Raw genomic sequence first — 17,373 nt, forward strand, 5'->3', positions numbered from 1 at the left:
AATGAACAGTGAATTTCGCAAACCGCTCCATGGCACCCGGCTGGATTATTTCGACGCCCGTGCCGCCATCGAAGCCATCAAACCCGGCGCTTACGCCGCTCTCCCGTACACCTCCCGCGTGCTGGCCGAGAACCTGGTGCGTCGCTGTGATCCGGCGACCTTGACTGCCTCGCTGACTCAATTGATCGAGCGCCGCCGCGACCTGGACTTTCCGTGGTTCCCGGCGCGCGTGGTCTGTCACGACATTCTCGGTCAGACGGCATTGGTCGACCTTGCGGGGCTGCGTGATGCCATCGCGTCTCAAGGCGGCGACCCTGCGCAGGTCAACCCGGTGGTGCCGGTGCAACTGATCGTCGACCACTCACTGGCCGTGGAATGCGGCGGTAACGATCCGCAGGCGTTCGAAAAAAATCGCGCCATCGAGGATCGTCGCAACGAGGATCGCTTCCACTTCATCGACTGGACCAAGCAGGCGTTCAAGAATGTCGAAGTGATCCCGCCCGGCAACGGCATCATGCACCAGATCAATCTGGAGAAAATGTCGCCGGTGGTTCAGGTGCTCGATGGGGTGGCCTTTCCCGACACGCTGGTCGGCACCGACAGCCACACCCCGCATGTCGATGCGCTGGGCGTGATTGCCATTGGCGTCGGCGGCCTTGAAGCGGAAAACGTGATGCTTGGCCGTGCCTCCTGGATGCGCCTGCCGGACATCATTGGTGTCGAGCTGACCGGTCGCCGCCAGCCCGGCATTACCGCCACCGACGTGGTGCTGGCCCTGACCGAATACTTGCGCCAGCAGAAGGTGGTGGGTGCTTACCTGGAATTCTACGGCGAAGGCGCGGCCAGCCTGACGTTGGGCGACCGGGCGACGATTTCCAACATGGCGCCTGAATACGGCGCCACTGCGGCGATGTTCTCCATCGATTCGCAGACCATCGATTACCTGCGCCTGACCGGGCGCGAAGACGAGCAGGTCAAGCTGGTCGAGCTGTACGCCAGGCACACGGGGCTGTGGTCCGACAGCTTGCAGGACGTCGAGTACGAGCGTGTTCTGAGTTTTGACCTGTCCAGCGTAGTGCGCAACATGGCCGGGCCGTCGAACCCCCATGCCCGCGTGGCGACGTCCGATCTGGCGGCCAAAGGCATCGCCGGGCAGTGGGAGCAAGTGCCAGGGCAGATGCCCGATGGTGCGGTGATCATCGCGGCGATCACCAGTTGCACCAACACCAGTAATCCGCGCAACGTGATTGCCGCAGGCCTTTTGGCACGCAACGCCAATCGTCTGGGGCTGACGCGCAAGCCCTGGGTGAAGTCATCGCTGGCCCCCGGTTCGAAAACCGTGGCGCTTTACCTGGACGCCGCTGGCCTGACCACTGAGCTTGAGCAATTGGGTTTTGGCGTGGTGGCCTTTGCCTGTACGACCTGCAACGGCATGTCGGGTGCGCTGGACCCTGTCATTCAGCAGGAAATCATCGACCGTGACCTTTACGCCACGGCGGTGCTGTCCGGTAACCGCAACTTCGACGGACGGATTCATCCTTATGCCAAACAAGCCTTTCTCGCCTCGCCGCCACTGGTGGTGGCCTACGCCATCGCGGGCACGATCCGCTTCGATATCGAGAAGGATGTGCTGGGCGTCGTTGACGGCAAGGAAATACGCCTGATGGACCTCTGGCCAACGGACGAAGAAATCGACGCCGTGGTGCAGGCTTCGGTCAAGCCGGAGCAGTTTCGTCAGGTCTACATCCCGATGTTTGCCATCGAAGAACACACCGGCCCGAAAGTCGAGCCGTTGTACGACTGGCGCCCCATGAGCACCTACATTCGTCGTCCGCCGTACTGGGAAGGCGCGCTGGCCGGGGAACGAACGCTCAAGGGCATGCGCCCGCTGGCCGTGCTGCCGGACAACATCACCACCGATCACCTGTCGCCATCGAACGCGATCATGCTCAACAGCGCCGCCGGTGAATACCTGGCGAAAATGGGCGTTCCGGAAGAGGACTTCAACTCCTACGCAACCCATCGGGGCGATCACCTGACAGCCCAGCGCGCTACCTTCGCCAACCCGCAACTGGTCAACGAAATGGCCGTGGTGGATGGCAAGGTCAAGAAGGGCTCGCTGACCCGTATCGAGCCTGAAGGTAAGGTCACGCGCATGTGGGAAGCCATCGAAACCTACATGGCACGCAAGCAGCCGCTGATCATCATTGCCGGTGCCGATTACGGTCAGGGCTCGTCCCGCGACTGGGCGGCCAAAGGCGTGCGGCTGGCGGGCGTCGAGGCGATTGCGGCAGAGGGCTTCGAGCGTATTCACCGCACCAATCTGGTGGGCATGGGCGTGTTGCCGCTGGAATTCAAGCCGGGCACCAACCGGCTGACGTTGGGCATCGACGGCAGTGAGACCTACGACGTGATCGGCCAGCGCACGCCGCGTGCAACCCTGACCCTGGTGATCACTCGCAAGAGCGGCGAGCGCCTTGAAGTGCCGGTGACCTGTCGTCTGGATACCGGCGAAGAGCTCTCCATTTATGAGGCGGGCGGCGTGCTGCAACGCTTCGCCCAGGACTTCCTCGAAGCGACTGCGTCGTGAATGAATGCAATGGTGATCGTGCCCATGCAGAGCATGGGAACGATCGATGACCGGGACAGGAACAGACATGACTCATTTACCGCAAATCAGAATCCCTGCCACCTACATGCGTGGCGGTACCAGCAAAGGTGTGTTTTTCAACCTGCTTGATCTGCCCGACGTTGCGCAGGTTCCTGGCGCGGCCAGGGACGCACTGCTGCTGCGTGTGATCGGCAGCCCCGACCCTTATGAAAAGCAGATCGATGGCATGGGCGGTGCGACGTCCAGCACCAGTAAGGCCGTGATCCTGTCGCGCTCCGGCAGGGCCGATCACGATGTGGATTATCTGTTCGGTCAGGTGTCCATCGACAAGCCGTTCGTGGACTGGAGCGGCAACTGCGGCAATTTGTCGGCAGCGGTCGGTTCGTTTGCGATTCTCAGCGGTCTGGTGGATGCTAGCCGCATTGCGCAGGACGGCATTGCCACGGTTCGCATCTGGCAGGCCAATATCGGCAAGACCATCATCGCTCACGTACCGATCAGCAAGGGCGAGGTTCAGGAAACCGGTGACTTCGAGCTCGATGGCGTGACCTTTCCCGCAGCCGAGGTGCAACTGGAGTTTCTCGATCCGGCAGCGGACGAAGAGGGCGCAGGGGGGACAATGTTTCCCACCGGCAATCTGATCGACGACCTGGACGTGCCGGGCGTAGGCACGCTGAAGGCCACCCTGATCAATGCGGGAATCCCGACCATTTTCATCAACGCCGCTGACATCGGCTACACCGGCACCGAGCTGCAGGGCGACATCAATGGTAGCCCCGAGGCGCTGGCGAAGCTGGAAGCCATCAGGGCTTATGGCGCTGTCCGCATGGGGCTGATCGCTCATGTGGATGAAGCCGCGCGCCGACAACACACGCCGAAGGTTGCGTTTGTCGCACCGCCTTGCGGTTACGTATCGTCCAGCGGCAAGCCAGTCGGGGTGCAGGATGTCGATCTGCTGGTGCGCGCCGTGTCGATGGGCAAGTTGCACCACGCGATGATGGGCACTGCTGCGGTCGCCATCGGCACTGCGGCTGCCATTCCGGGCACGCTGGTGAACCTGGCGGCAGGTGGTGAGACTCGCAGCGCGGTGCGGTTTGGTCATCCCTCCGGCACCTTGCGAGTGGGGGCCGAGGCGCATCAGTCGGGCGGCGAGTGGACCGTTACCAAAGCCATCATGAGCCGCAGCGCCAGGGTCTTGATGGAAGGTTGGGTGCGAGTGCCGGGCGATATTTTGCAAGCGGTGCAGGCTTGATCGAGGGTTGCGCCTGTTTTACAGGCGCAACCCGCCACGATTTATTGCAGAGGTTCAAAGTAGCCGTAGGAGCTCTTGCCGTCCAGATTGCCGCCGTTAGACACTTCCACCTTGATGACTCCATCGTTGTAAGAATGGTTAAAGCTTGGAATCACTCGGGGTACGATGATGTCCTGCAGCACAGTAACGGCGGCTTTGCCCTGATTGAACGTCCCGTCCGGATTGCCCACCAGCGAAAAATAAGAGCCTTTCTTTGCCCTGACGACCGTGGCAGACCTGATTTCGTCGTTGTCGCAGCCATAAGGGTTATTGCCTGCGCCCATCTTGAATCGGTCATTTCTGGCAAAGGGCACCGTACAGACGGTGTTTTCGGTCGCATTATTTTGTTCGTGGAAAACAATTTCCGCCCCCGAAAAGTCGCTGTCCATTGGCGTTTTTCCGATGACGATTCGCGACACTTTACCGTCCATTCCGTTGTTGCGTAACGCCGTAACGGTCACTTGATTATTCGAGAAACTGTGCTCCAGAGAGGCGATAGTCACTGGGGATTCAATGGGCATGGTGTTTTTGACGTCGATGTAAACAAAGTCATCGGACTTGATGCCGTTCGGTGAGTCGTAAAGGGTAATACGTGTGCCTCGGGCTACGCCGGCCAGCTGCACGGATCTGACCTCATCGTTTTCGCAGCCATGCGCTGGCAGCCTGAAGTTGTAGTCGTTCAAGGCTGGCAATACGCAGACCGTATCCCCGCTTCGATCGGCGTTAGGCTTTTCATAAAAATAGACGCCTCCCTGGCTCAGCGCCGCGGCGTACAAAAGGGTATCACCGGTCTGGTTGTAATCCACCGCTATGTAGTTAGGGTTCTTGTGGCTCTTAGGTAAACATTCATCAAGCACGCGACGTTGCAGCCAGGTCAGGTTGTTGTCGACGTCGCCGGCATGGGCCTGACTGCTGCCCCACGTGTGAAACTGATTCATGACGAACAATAGCGGCCAGCCTCTGGCATCGTTTGATTGTTCTGCATCCAGCGGATGGTTGATGTCTCGGGTTTTACATGCCCAATCATGGTTAATGATGAGTCCCAGATCGTAGGTGTTTTCGACAGCCACCTGGGTGTTTTTCAGAATGGTCACATCAATGCCGTCGACAGTGAAGGTACCCGTCGATTCGTCCCTGTCGGCAAGGATCACCACACGCTGGTTCTTCAGGATCATATCGCTAAGCAGTGGCCAGCTACCCTCGCCAAAAAGAATGGGGTTGAACACCATCGACAGTAACTCGGGAGATACTTTTTTCAGTTCGTTGTTAAGCGGTTCGCGATCGGCATAAGACTCCAGCAACAGCGTGATCACTGCTGACGGATTGGCTTGCAAAAACGGCAGATAGACCTCATTGAGTGTTTTGGCTAATTCGTCGTTCAATTCATTTTTGTCAATGCAGAAGTTGTCGTCTTGCGCATGGCAAAGCGCAAGATAAGGCTCTCCGCCGATGTGGTTGCGAGGATGCAGGTCCAGCATGAACCCTCGTATGCCTCGCTCCAATTGTTCCTTGATGCTGTTCAGGTACGCATTATGAGCCGTCGCCCATGTGTAGCGGTTGAATGGACGGGAAAAGTCGTTGATACCCGGCGCGGTCTGGACACTGTCGGCCAGATGTGTCCACGTTGCGTTGCTGGTCGTGCCTGCCGGGTAATACCAGTTATGTTCGCTGGGGACACCTGCCGCTCGGGCCGTATAAAAGTAAGTTTTATCAGGCTGAATATACCGGTGTATGGCGCCTGGCCAAGTGGGTTCATCCCAATCCTTGGGGTCGGCCAAGGTGCCGGCGTACCTCCCTTTGTCTATCCAGTACGCATTGCTTGAGCCATTCGCCGGGAATTCCCATCCGGAGTCTGTGGCGCTGCCTTCTTGGCGGGCTTCGTAATAACGTGCCGTCCCCGCATTGTCGATCAGGCTGATCGCGCCCGGCCATACCGGGTCTGCAAGGGTCTTGGGATCATCAAAGGTCCCGTAGTGCTTACTGGCGTAAGTCCAGTAATTGTTGGTGGTTTCTCCTGTAGGGAAGTACCAGTTGTGCTCAGCGGCATTGCCGGTGAACCTTGCGGTATAAAAATAAGGAATGTTGTCGCGCAGGATAATATGTTTTGCCCCTGGCGACGTCGGTTCGTTCCAGTTCCGCGGGTCAATAAAGGTGCCTGCATGAGCCTGACCCGCAAACGTCCAGTTTGCGTCATCGTGCTCTGTCAGCGGGTAGTGCCATGCATTTTGCGACGGCACACCTTCGTTTTTTGATGCGAACAATACGCGACGGTTATTCACGGTCGAATAATGCAATGCGCCGGGCCAGGTGAATTCATTCAGTTCCTTGGCGTCGTACGCTTCTCCCGAATGACGGCCGGTGCCTTTGTAGATCCAGTGATCGTTATCGGTTTCACCCCTCGGATAGTGCCACGCATTGTCTGCAGGTATGCCTGCGTTGAGCGAGATGTAGTAAAAGTAGTGACCGGTCTGATCGATATTAACGTGAGTGGCTCCCGGCCAAGTGGGCTCACCCCATACATTAGGGTCTGCCGGCGTGCCCTGGTGGGTTCCCGTTGCCAGATAAAGCCAGTTGTTGTCGCTGACCGCGCCACTTGGGTAATGCCATCCTTCTTTAGACGGAATACCATCGTTGCGGCTTTCATAGTAATAACGTGTGGCGTCCACCTGATTCAGGTGAATGGCGCCAGGCCAGGTCGGCTCATTCAGTTCTTTGGGGTCGGCATACGTCCCCTCATGAAGCTGCGTCGAGAGGTATGTCCAGTAGCCGTTGTCACTGTTTCCGCCAATGGGGTAGTTCCATTCGTTATCCGAAGGAACCCCGCCTGCCTTGGCCGCATAGAACCGTCGTACGCCGTCGACTAGATAGGCATGAATGGCGCCCGGCCAAGTAACGTCTTCCCAATCCTTGGGGTCAGCGAAGGTGCCCTTGTGGCGGCTTTCCTGCATAAATGCCCAATAATTGTTTGAGGTGCCCGTGGTCGGATACAGCCAGCCCTGTTGCGAAGGAACACCCGACACTTTTGCCGCAAAATAAAGAACCTTGCCGGCATACTCATAGCGATGGATAAGCCCTTCCCAAGTGAGCTCATCCCACGTCTTCGGATCGGTATAGGTGCCGTCGTGCTTGCTTTCTCCTATGTAAGTAAAAAAATCATTGTCGCTATGCCCCTGAGGCAGGCGAGCGCCTGTTTCTTCTGGCAGACCGTGCATGCGTGATGCGTAAAAGTCCCAGGTGTCTGTGTGGCTTCGAGATATTTTATGGATGGCGCCGACATGGGTCACATCGTCTATGTTTTTGGGGTCGTCGAATGTACCTTTGGATTTCTCTCTTCTTGCAAAAAACCAGTGTTCGTTGTCGACCGCGTCTGTCGGGTAGGTCCAGCTCTCTTTCGAAGGCACTCCGTGATCGCGTGCGATGAAATACAGGTGCCCGGCATCATCATACTGATCATGAATGGCGCCCGGCCAAGTCATGTCTTCCCAGGTTTTGGGGTCCGCATATGTCCCGCGGTGTCTGGAGGTAACAAGGTACGTCCAGGACTTGTTACTGAACTTTTCCTTCGGATATTCCCAGCCCTGATCCAGCGGTGGCGTGCCGTAGAAGGTGGATGAGAAATACCTCAAACGTGCCTTTTCGTCGACTAAGTGAATCGCGCCAGGCCACGTGAAATCGTGCTCTGTCTTGGGATCTACAAAGGTTCCTGCATGGTCATCCGTACCAATGTATGTCCAGGCATCGCTGTTCTGAGCCCTCGCAGGAAAAGGTCTGCTGCCGGCGGGGGCATTCCCCTCGACCTGGGAAATAAAAAAATGTCTTGGCTCATCAGCTGTTGCGCGGGACGCATGAATGGCTCCTTTCCAGGTAACCTCGATTTCATCCTTGGGTGACTGGAATGTGCCGGCACCGGGTGCGCCACCTCGGAATATCCAGTGTTTGTCACTGTGCAGGCCGCCCTGAGGGTAGTCGATGCCCAATACTGCGGGCGTGCCTGAGAATGTCGACTCGTAGTAAAGAGACACAGTGCTTGATCCGTCAAAATACCCGTCCCGTTTGTGGACAGCCCCCGGCCAGGTCAGGTCTTCGAGCGTTTTTGGGTCCTCGTAGGTGCCCACATGCCTGCTCTCGCCTTTGTACGCCCAATTCACCGGATCGGCTTGTACGTCTCCCACCGAAGGATAGCGGTCCGATGGAAGCCCCTCGAAGTGCGCTTCGTAATACACCTTGCGCTCAGGCAGTTCGAACGCATGGATTTGTCCTGGCCACGTAGGGTCATTCAGGCCTTTGGGGTTGGCCAGCGTGCCGAGCGTTTCATCGATGGCCCCCACGTAGCTGAAAAACTCATTGCTCGCAGCGGTCTCTGGTACTGCTGGATTGACAGTCGCCTCCGAACCTTCAAACCGTGACACAAAATAAGTCGGCTTGCCACCGATGGGAAAACTGTAGACGGCGCCTATCCAGGTCAGGCCGCCCGATCCCAGTCCTTGTGCGGGGTGCTGGTACGTCGCCTTCATTCGATTGCCAACGAATGCCCAGTGCTCGGTGTCGTCTCTACGTGTGGGATCAGGCCGGGTCCAGGCGCTCGATACGGTACCTTCCTGCTTTGAGGCGTAAAAGGCATCTATTTCATGATCCATCCGGAACACATGGCGTGCGCCTTTCCATGTGAAGTCTGCAACGGTTTCGTCGCCTTTGGGATCGCTGAGGGTACCGAGGTGAGACGTGCTTTCCAGATACGTCCAGCCGTTATCACTGGCGGCTGTTGTGGGCATGGGTGCCCAGCATGACACTGCATCGAAGTCGTCGCCGGTGGAGTTTGACTCCTTGAAAAAAGCATACGTTTTTTCGTTGGACTGAGCCGAGCGCAGTTCGATCCGATGAATGGCGCCGGCGTAAGTAGCACCGCACGGGATTTGCGGGTCGGCATACGTGCCTGCGTGGGTGCCTCGGTAGAGCCAGTCTTCGTTAGTAATGATCTGAGGCGGTACAGTGGGTAAAACATCCTGATAGCCATCCGGTAACGACGGGGGGGCACTTTTGTCGGCCGGGTAGCCGACGAATTTTGACGAGTAAAGGCGTCGCACGCCTTCTGAATCATTGATGGCATAGACGGTCCCGATCTTGTCGCTGGGCTCTTCCAGGCTCTTGGGATCCTCATAAGTGCCAGCGTGCTCGACAGCCCGAGGTAAACCAGTCATTGCGTCGGGGCTATCCGATGCTTGTACTGTCGTAAAGTGCTGCCCGAGGGTAGGGTTCAACAGCGCCAGTGCGAAGGCCGCTGGTAGCCAGGCTGTTAGGTTCATTGTTCACCGTCCCTGGTGACCTTCTGCATCGCATCCGGCGAGTCGTGTTGCCACCCGTGTTGATCTGTCCTCGCGCCACGGCGGCGTCAAGGGATGTCGGGATCATCTTCAGGCGGCGCACACGGGCTGGCTACTGTAATAGCTGCTAGGTCGCAGGGAGGTCCTTAGCAGACCGCGCAGGTCCGATAGCCAGGCTACTTGAACCGCCGCTCAACCCCTTTCTCGACCAGCACCTTGGCGGAAATCTCTTCCACCGAGAAATGGGTCGAGTTGATATGCGGGATGTTTTCACGACGGAACAGGCTCTCCACTTCCCGCACTTCGAATTCGCACTGGGCAAAGCTTGAGTAGCGGCTGTTGGGCTTGCGCTCGTGGCGGATGGCAGTCAGGCGGTCGGGGTCGATGGTCAGGCCGAACAGCTTCTCACGATGCTGCTTGAGCGCGGCGGGCAGTTGCAGGCGCTCCATGTCGTCCTCGGTCAGCGGATAGTTGGCCGCACGGATACCGAATTGCATGGCCATGTACAGGCAGGTCGGGGTCTTTCCGCAGCGCGAAACGCCCACCAGAATGATGTCGGCCTTGTCGTAATAATGCGTGCGAGCCCCGTCATCGTTGTCCAGTGCGAAATTGACCGCTTCGATGCGCTCCATGTAGTTTGAGTTGTGACCGATGGAGTGCGATTTGCCCACCGAATAGGAGGAGTGTGAACTAAGCTCCTGTTCCAGCGGCGCCAGGAAGGTCGAGAAAATATCGATCATGAAGCCGTTGGACGTTGCCAGGATTTCCCGAATATCCTGATTGACGATGGTATCGAAGATAATCGGCCGCACATCGTCCTTGTCGGCGGCGTTGTTGATTTGTTGTACCATCGCTCGCGCTTTCTCGACGCTGTCGATATAGGGCCTGGTGAACTTGTTGAACGTGATGTTTTCAAATTGCGCTAACAGGCTCTGCCCCAGGGTTTCGGCTGTAATGCCGGTACCGTCGGAAATAAAGAAAGCGGATCGTTTCATGTGCGCCTCTGGCCATAAGCAGTTGACGATTGCTGGATATCATAGGCGCGCTTGCGGGCCCTGAGGGGCGGCATTCTCGCCTATTTTCAAGGCTCAGGTTCGCGCCTGTTCCGAAACGCTGCGGTCACGTTGCCCGTGCCTGCGGTGAATGAGCTTTTCCCAACAATAAACACAGTTAGTGGAGAGATCACCTTGGTAGAGTACGTAGTTTCCCTCGATAAGCTCGGCGTCCATGATGTGGAGCACGTGGGAGGCAAGAACGCATCCCTCGGCGAAATGATCAGCAACCTTGCAGGCGCTGGTGTTTCAGTGCCCGGCGGTTTCGCGACTACGGCCCAGGCCTACCGTGATTTCCTTGAGCTCAGCGGTCTGAACGATCAGATCCACGCAGCTCTGGATGCTCTTGATGTCGACGACGTCAACGCGCTGGCCAAGACCGGCGCGCAGATTCGTCAGTGGATCATGGAGGCCGAGTTTCCCGAGAAGCTCAACGCCGAGATTCGTACCGCCTTTGCCGCTTTGTCGGCAGGCAACCCGAATCTGGCCGTTGCCGTGCGTTCCTCCGCCACCGCCGAAGACCTGCCGGACGCCTCCTTTGCCGGCCAGCAGGAAACCTTCCTGAACATCCGCGGGGTCGAGAACGTCATTCGCGCCGCCAAGGAAGTGTTCGCCTCCCTGTTCAACGACCGCGCCATTTCCTACCGCGTGCATCAAGGGTTTGACCACAAGCTGGTGGCGCTTTCTGCTGGCGTGCAGCGCATGGTGCGCTCTGAAACCGGCACGGCAGGCGTGATGTTCACCCTCGACACCGAATCCGGCTTCCGCGATGTTGTGTTCATCACGGGTGCCTATGGCCTGGGTGAAACGGTGGTGCAGGGCGCGGTCAACCCGGACGAGTTCTACGTACACAAAGACACCCTGGCCGCTGGCCGCCCTGCGATCCTGCGTCGCAACCTGGGCAGCAAGGCCATCAAGATGATTTACGGCGAAGAAGCCAAGGCCGGTCGTTCGGTCAAGGTCATCGATGTCGAGCCCGCCGATCGTGCGCGTTTCTGCCTGACCGATGCCGAAGTGTCCGAATTGGCCAAGCAGGCAATGATCATCGAGAAGCACTACAAGTGCCCGATGGACATCGAGTGGGCCAAGGACGGTGACGACGGCAAGCTCTACATCGTTCAGGCGCGCCCTGAGACCGTGAAGAGTCGCGCTTCGGCCAACGTCATGGAGCGCTACCTGCTCAAGGAAACCGGCAAGGTGCTGGTTGAGGGCCGTGCGATTGGCCAGCGCATCGGCGCGGGCAAGGTGCGGATTATCAAGGACGTGTCCGAGATGGACAAGGTCCAGGCAGGCGACGTACTGGTTTCCGACATGACCGACCCGGACTGGGAACCGGTCATGAAGCGTGCAAGCGCCATCGTCACCAACCGTGGTGGTCGTACCTGTCACGCAGCGATCATTGCCCGTGAGCTCGGCATCCCGGCCGTGGTCGGTTGCGGCAACGCCACCCAGTTGTTGCAGGACGGGCAGGGCGTCACTGTGTCCTGCGCCGAAGGCGACACCGGTTACATCTTCGAAGGCGAACTGGGTTTCGACATCAAGACCAACTCGGTCGATGCGATGCCTGAGCTGCCGTTCAAGATCATGATGAACGTCGGCAACCCCGACCGCGCGTTCGATTTCGCCCAGTTGCCCAACGCCGGTGTCGGCCTGGCGCGTCTGGAGTTCATCATCAACCGCATGATCGGCGTGCATCCCAAGGCGCTGCTCAACTACTCGCTGCTGCCGCCGGAAATCAAGGACAGTGTCGACAAGCGCATCGCCGGTTACGACGATCCGGTTGGCTTCTATGTCGAGAAACTGGTTGAAGGCATCAGCACCCTGGCCGCTGCGTTTACGCCGAAGAAAGTCATCGTGCGGCTGTCGGACTTCAAGTCCAACGAGTACGCCAACCTGATCGGCGGCAAACTGTACGAGCCGGAAGAAGAGAACCCGATGCTGGGCTTCCGGGGTGCTTCACGCTACATCAGTGAGAACTTCCGCGATTGCTTCGAGCTGGAATGCCGTGCCCTCAAACGCGTGCGCGAAGACATGGGCCTGACCAACGTCGAAATCATGGTGCCGTTCGTGCGCACCTTGGGCGAGGCGAGTCAGGTCATCGATCTGCTGGCGGCCAATGGGCTGAAGCGAGGCGAAAACGGTCTGCGCATCATCATGATGTGCGAGCTGCCGTCCAATGCGATCCTGGCTGAAGAGTTCCTCGAGTACTTCGACGGCTTCTCCATCGGCTCCAACGACCTGACTCAGCTCACGCTGGGCCTGGACCGTGATTCCGGCGTGATCGCGCACCTGTTCGACGAGCGTAACCCTGCGGTCAAGAAGCTGCTCTCCAATGCGATCCAGGCGTGCAACAAGGCGGGCAAATACATCGGCATTTGCGGTCAGGGGCCTTCCGATCACCCCGATCTGGCGCGCTGGTTGATGGATCAGGGTATCGAGAGTGTTTCGCTCAACCCGGATTCGGTTCTGGAAACCTGGTTCTTCCTGGCCGAAGCACAAGCACCGGTCTGATGTGACGTCCTTAAACCCTGGGCCGTCTTGTGGTTCAGGGTTTCATCCAGAAAAGGCGGTTTTTTCGGAAACCGCCTTTTTTATGCGTCGCGGCAAGGCGCTATCTAAGCATTTTCATACAGTCTGTCAGAGGCGACCCGATGCCTTTGAATTTCCGAAAAGAGCAATATGCAAAGCAGCAGTCAACTATTTCCCGTTGCCTTGATCAGTGCCGAGCGTCGTGGTGATCTGGTCGAAGACGTCTACCGCCTCAAGCCTGCCAACAGTCCTGACCCGAGCGTCGAACTGGCCGTTACCCGCCTGGGTCTGGTCGACCAGACTCACGGGCGAGGCGTGCCGGTCATTCTGCTGCACGGCAGTTTTTCCAATCGCAGGTTCTGGTATTCGCCCAAGGGGATCGGGCTGGGGCCGTTTCTGGCGCGTGCCGGTTATGACGTCTGGATCCCAGAGATGCGCGGGCACGGGCTGTCGGCGCGCAATCAGAATTATCGCGCCAATTGCGTGGCCGATTACGCCCGCTATGACCTGCCCGTGATCGGAGCGTTCGTTCAGGAGCAAAGCGGCCAATTACCTCACTGGATCGGCCATTCCCTGGGTGGCACGACACTGGCTGCTGCGTTGGGCGGTCAATATCTGGGGGTAGAGAGCGCGGCGTCGGTTGCGATGTTCGGCAGTCAGGTCAGTCGCACCTATTGGCCGCTGAAGATTCCGCCCCTGCAATGGTCCGGTCGCCTGCTGCTCAGGCGTTTCGAGCACGTTTCCGGGCCACGCTTCAAACGCGGTCCTGAGGACGAGCCGATGGGCGTGATGCTGGAAAGCATGCGCTGGCACGGCCTGTTCGGGCGTTTCGGTGATCGTCACAGCGATTGGTGGGCCGGCTTGAGAGAGGTGCAGGTCCCGCTTCTGGCCGTGGCGGCGGTGGGTGATCATCAGGATCCGGCCTGGGCCTGCCGGATGCTGTTCGACCAAGTGGGCAGCGAGACCCGGCAGTTTCTCTGCCTGGGCCGCGAGCATGGATTCAACGAAGATTTCGGCCATGTGCAAATGCTGGTCAGCAAAGGGGCCCAGCAACAGGTGTGGCCGCGAGTGATCGATTGGCTGCGCGAGCGGTCTGCACCTGAACGGGCAGCAGCGTTTCAGACGGCGGTAGGCAGTTAGCGGTTAAAGTCGCTATAAAGAGACTGCGCTGCGCACTAAGCTGAGTCTGTAGCCTTTTTGAGCCCATGCCTCGATAACAGGAGTTGATCTCATGCACTACCTCACCCCCGATCTGTGTGACGCTTATCCGGAACTGGTACAGGTTGTCGAACCGATGTTCAGCAATTTTGGTGGACGCGACTCGTTTGGTGGCCAGGTCGTGACCCTCAAATGCTTCGAAGACAACTCACTGGTCAAGGAGCAGATCGAACTGGACGGTAAAGGCAAGGTGCTGGTGGTCGACGGCGGCGGTTCGCTGCGTTGCGCCTTGCTGGGCGACATGGTGGCTGACAAGGCCTCTAAGAATGGCTGGGAAGGCCTGCTGATTTACGGCTGCGTGCGCGATGTCGACATGCTGGCCCAGACCGATCTGGGGGTGCAGGCGCTGGCCAGCCATCCCAGGAAGAGCGAGAAGCGCGGCATCGGTGAGCTGAATGTCCCGCTAACGTTCGGCGGCGTGACCTTCAAGCCTGGCGATTACCTGTACGCCGACAACAACGGTGTGATCATTTCTCCTTCTCCCCTCACGATGCCGGAATAAGCGAAGTCTCAATGTTCGATGAAGCAAACGCGCAGTGGGGGCTGGTTCATGCCCTCGTATTGGATGGTAAAGGCGGAGCGCGTTTCATCGCTCGAACCGAGCTTGAGGACCTCCAGTTGCAGCCTCATGAGAGCCTGTGGCTGCACTGGGATCGCAGTCACCCGCAAACGCACACGTGGCTGCGTAACGCCAGCGGCCTGAGCGAGTTCGCCTGCGACCTGTTGCTGGAAGAAAACACCCGGCCGCGTCTTCTGGCGTTGCCGGAGCAGGAATTGCTGCTGTTTCTGCGCGGCGTGAACCTCAATCCTGGCGCGGAGCCGGAAGACATGGTGTCGGTGCGCATCTTCGCGGCGGCCCAGCGTGTGATTTCGCTGCGCCTGCGGCCATTGCGCGCCACCGAAGAGCTGATCGAATTGCTGGGCCAGTCCAAAGGCCCGAAAACCGCCTCGGAACTGATTCTTTATCTTGCGCAATACTTGACCGACAAGGTTCAGGACTTGGTCGGCGAGTTGACCGAATCGGTCGACGAAGAGGAAGAAAAGACCGACGCCGACGAACGGTACAGTCCCGAGCATGGCAGGTTGCTGCACATCCGTCGCCGTGCCGCCGGGTTGAGGCGTTTTCTGGGGCCGCAACGCGATATCTATGGGCAGCTTTCGCGGATCAAGCTGACCTGGTTCGACGACGAAGACGCCGATTACTGGAACGAGTTGAACAACAGCCTGACCCGCTACCTGGAAGAGCTTGAACTGACCCGAGAGCGAGTCGGGCTGCTGCTGGAGTCCGAAGACCGGCGTTTGCGCGAGCACATGAACCGCACCATGTACCGCTTCGGTATTATCACCGGTATCTTCCTGCCGATGAGCTTTCTGACCGGCCTGCTGGGCATCAACGTCGGCGGCATTCCCGGGGCCGCAAATCCCTATGGTTTTCTGGTGGCGTGCGGGCTGATCGTGGCCGTTGCCGTCGGGCAGTGGTGGCTGTTCAGACGGTTGCGTTGGGTCTAAGGCCTGGCACTTATATGTTTTTTCATGAAGCCTGTGTGACTCGCTTCGAAAGCGTCACGTCTTTGACTTACATTGCGTGAGGTGCCTGATGCACGATCCGTTCGAAGAATCTTTACGAGATATGCTTAAGTCGTCATCCTCCAGCCGGGACGACGATGCATGTCTGGGGCGCGTCCTCAAAACCGCCAACCGCCAGGTCGGTGCCGGTGTGTTGTTCGGGCTGTTGGGACGTTGGTCCGAGGCGATGATGATCGCGCTCAACAACGGCTCTGCCCATGTCGCTCCCGTTTCCCGTCGCACCCGAGCGGGTGCCCGTTTTACCGATAAGGCTGATTGAGCATGGAATTGAACCTCTGGACGCAGAGCCTTCTTGCTGCAATGACTGCATTGTGGACCAAAGTCGCCAACTTCATCCCTAACCTGTTTGGCGCGCTGGTTGTTGTTGTGCTGGGTTTCGCAGTCGCCAAGCTGCTGGACGCCTTGTTATCCAAACTGCTCGCCAAGCTGGGTCTTGATCGCCTGGTGGGTGGTACGGGTTTGACCAAAATCATGGGGCGAGCCGGCGTCAAGGTGCCGATCTCCACATTGATAGGCAGAATTGTTTACTGGTTCGTGCTGTTGATCTTCCTGGTGTCTGCCGCCGAATCACTGGGTTTGCAGCGTGTGTCGGCTACCCTGGACATGCTGGCCTTGTATCTGCCGAAGGTGTTCGGCGCAGCGCTTGTGCTGCTGGTCGGTGTATTGCTGGCGCAGTTGGTCAATGGCCTGGTGCGCGGTGCGGCCGAGGGTGTCGGCATCGATTATTCGGCAGGCCTTGGGCGAATCGCTCAGGGGCTGGTCATTATCATCAGCATTTCGGTCGCAATCAGCCAGCTTGAGGTCAAAACCGACCTGCTGAACCATGTCATTGTCATTGCATTGCTGACCGTTGGTCTGGCAGTTGCCTTGGCATTGGGACTGGGAAGCCGCGAAATAGCGGGCCAGATCATCGCCGGGATTTATGTGCGTGAGCTTTATCAGGTGGGCCAGCAGGTGCAGATAGGCGACACCGAGGGGCAAATAGAAGAAATCGGTACGGTCAAAACGACCCTGCTGACAGATGAGGGGGAGCTGGTGTCTTTTTCGAACCGCATCCTTCTCGATCAGAGAGTAAGCAGCCGTTAAGCGGCTAACCTGCTAATCTATGCCGCCCAGTTGCCGGAACAGGCCGTGGCGGACATTGACCTGACTGTCGGCACGATTCGTTTTGAATAAACCCCAACCGCTTTCAACGCGCTACGACCCCCGCGATCTCTCTGATGAGGAGCTGGTCGCACGCGCTCACGTTGAGCTGTTCAATGTGACTCGGGCGTACGAAGAATTGATGCGTCGCTATCAACGAACACTTTTTAACGTCTGTGCACGTTATTTGGGGAACGATCGCGACGCGGACGATGTCTGTCAGGAGGTGATGCTTAAGGTGTTGTATGGCTTGAAGAATTTCGAGGGTAAATCGAAATTCAAGACCTGGCTGTACAGCATCACGTACAACGAGTGCATCACTCAATACAGAAAGGAACGGCGTAAGCGTCGCTTGATGGACGCTTTGAGTCTGGATCCGCTTGAGGAAGCGTCGGAAGAAAAGGCGCCAAAACCTGAAGAGCGGGGCGGTCTCGATCGCTGGCTTGTGTATGTGAACCCGATCGATCGGGAGATTCTGGTGCTGCGATTTGTCGCAGAATTAGAGTTCCAGGAGATCGCAGACATTATGCACATGGGCTTGAGCGCAACGAAAATGCGCTACAAGCGGGCGCTTGATAAACTACGTGAGAAATTTGCAGGTATCGCCGAAACTTAACGGCC

General features: G+C 58.0%; 11 protein-coding genes. 9 read left to right on the plus strand and 2 right to left on the minus strand.

Going from position 1 to position 17,373, the window contains the following annotated elements; translation table 11 throughout:
* The first annotated feature begins 1 nt into the window (after position 1).
* Both acnD and prpF read left to right on the plus strand, forming a co-directional pair.
* Entirely contained in the window at positions 2-2,590 is a 2,589-nt protein-coding gene (gene acnD / locus ALP40_RS04105; protein WP_122207003.1) for a Fe/S-dependent 2-methylisocitrate dehydratase AcnD, read from the plus strand.
* A gap of 67 nt (positions 2,591-2,657) precedes the next feature.
* Positions 2,658-3,863 carry a 2-methylaconitate cis-trans isomerase PrpF gene (gene prpF, locus ALP40_RS04110; protein WP_122207004.1) on the plus strand — a complete coding sequence of 402 codons (1,206 nt, stop codon included), beginning with the start codon at positions 2,658-2,660 and terminating at the stop codon, positions 3,861-3,863.
* A 41-nt stretch (positions 3,864-3,904) separates the two neighbouring features.
* On the opposite strand, the gene ALP40_RS25655 is transcribed toward prpF, so the two are convergent.
* Positions 3,905-9,205, minus strand: a complete 5,301-nt coding sequence (locus ALP40_RS25655) for a hypothetical protein (protein WP_221034591.1) — start codon at positions 9,203-9,205, stop codon at positions 3,905-3,907.
* 194 nt (positions 9,206-9,399) lie between these two features.
* The gene (locus ALP40_RS04120) at positions 9,400-10,218 is read right to left on the minus strand and encodes a pyruvate, water dikinase regulatory protein (protein ID WP_122207005.1); all 819 of its coding nucleotides are present in this window, start codon (positions 10,216-10,218) and stop codon (positions 9,400-9,402) included.
* A gap of 192 nt (positions 10,219-10,410) precedes the next feature.
* Between ALP40_RS04120 and ppsA the strand changes: the two genes are divergently transcribed.
* The 7 genes from ppsA (at position 10,411) to sigX (ending at position 17,368) form a co-directional block, all read left to right on the plus strand.
* The gene (gene ppsA / locus ALP40_RS04125) at positions 10,411-12,786 is read left to right on the plus strand and encodes a phosphoenolpyruvate synthase (protein ID WP_122207006.1); all 2,376 of its coding nucleotides are present in this window, start codon (positions 10,411-10,413) and stop codon (positions 12,784-12,786) included.
* A gap of 168 nt (positions 12,787-12,954) precedes the next feature.
* Positions 12,955-13,944, plus strand: coding sequence for an alpha/beta hydrolase (locus ALP40_RS04130; RefSeq protein ID WP_122207007.1), 990 nt, complete (start codon positions 12,955-12,957; stop codon positions 13,942-13,944).
* 91 nt (positions 13,945-14,035) lie between these two features.
* On the plus strand, positions 14,036-14,524 hold the full coding sequence (gene rraA, locus ALP40_RS04135; RefSeq protein ID WP_122207008.1) for a ribonuclease E activity regulator RraA: 489 nt from the start codon (positions 14,036-14,038) through the stop codon (positions 14,522-14,524).
* An 11-nt stretch (positions 14,525-14,535) separates the two neighbouring features.
* Positions 14,536-15,531 (plus strand): zinc transporter ZntB, encoded by a 996-nt coding sequence (locus ALP40_RS04140; protein ID WP_122207009.1) that lies wholly within the window; start codon positions 14,536-14,538, stop codon positions 15,529-15,531.
* Positions 15,532-15,619: 88 nt separating this feature from the next.
* On the plus strand, positions 15,620-15,868 hold the full coding sequence (locus ALP40_RS04145; RefSeq protein ID WP_122207010.1) for a CrfX protein: 249 nt from the start codon (positions 15,620-15,622) through the stop codon (positions 15,866-15,868).
* Between the two features lie 2 nt (positions 15,869-15,870).
* A complete protein-coding gene (locus tag ALP40_RS04150; protein ID WP_004885692.1) occupies positions 15,871-16,695 on the plus strand; it encodes a mechanosensitive ion channel family protein in 825 nt (274 codons plus the stop codon).
* 82 nt (positions 16,696-16,777) lie between these two features.
* The gene (sigX, locus tag ALP40_RS04155; RefSeq protein ID WP_122207011.1) at positions 16,778-17,368 is read left to right on the plus strand and encodes an RNA polymerase sigma factor SigX; all 591 of its coding nucleotides are present in this window, start codon (positions 16,778-16,780) and stop codon (positions 17,366-17,368) included.
* Positions 17,369-17,373: the final 5 nt, after the last annotated feature.

The organism is Pseudomonas viridiflava, from assembly GCF_003702045.1.
In the GTDB taxonomy this organism is placed as follows: Bacteria; Pseudomonadota; Gammaproteobacteria; order Pseudomonadales; family Pseudomonadaceae; genus Aquipseudomonas; species Aquipseudomonas viridiflava_C.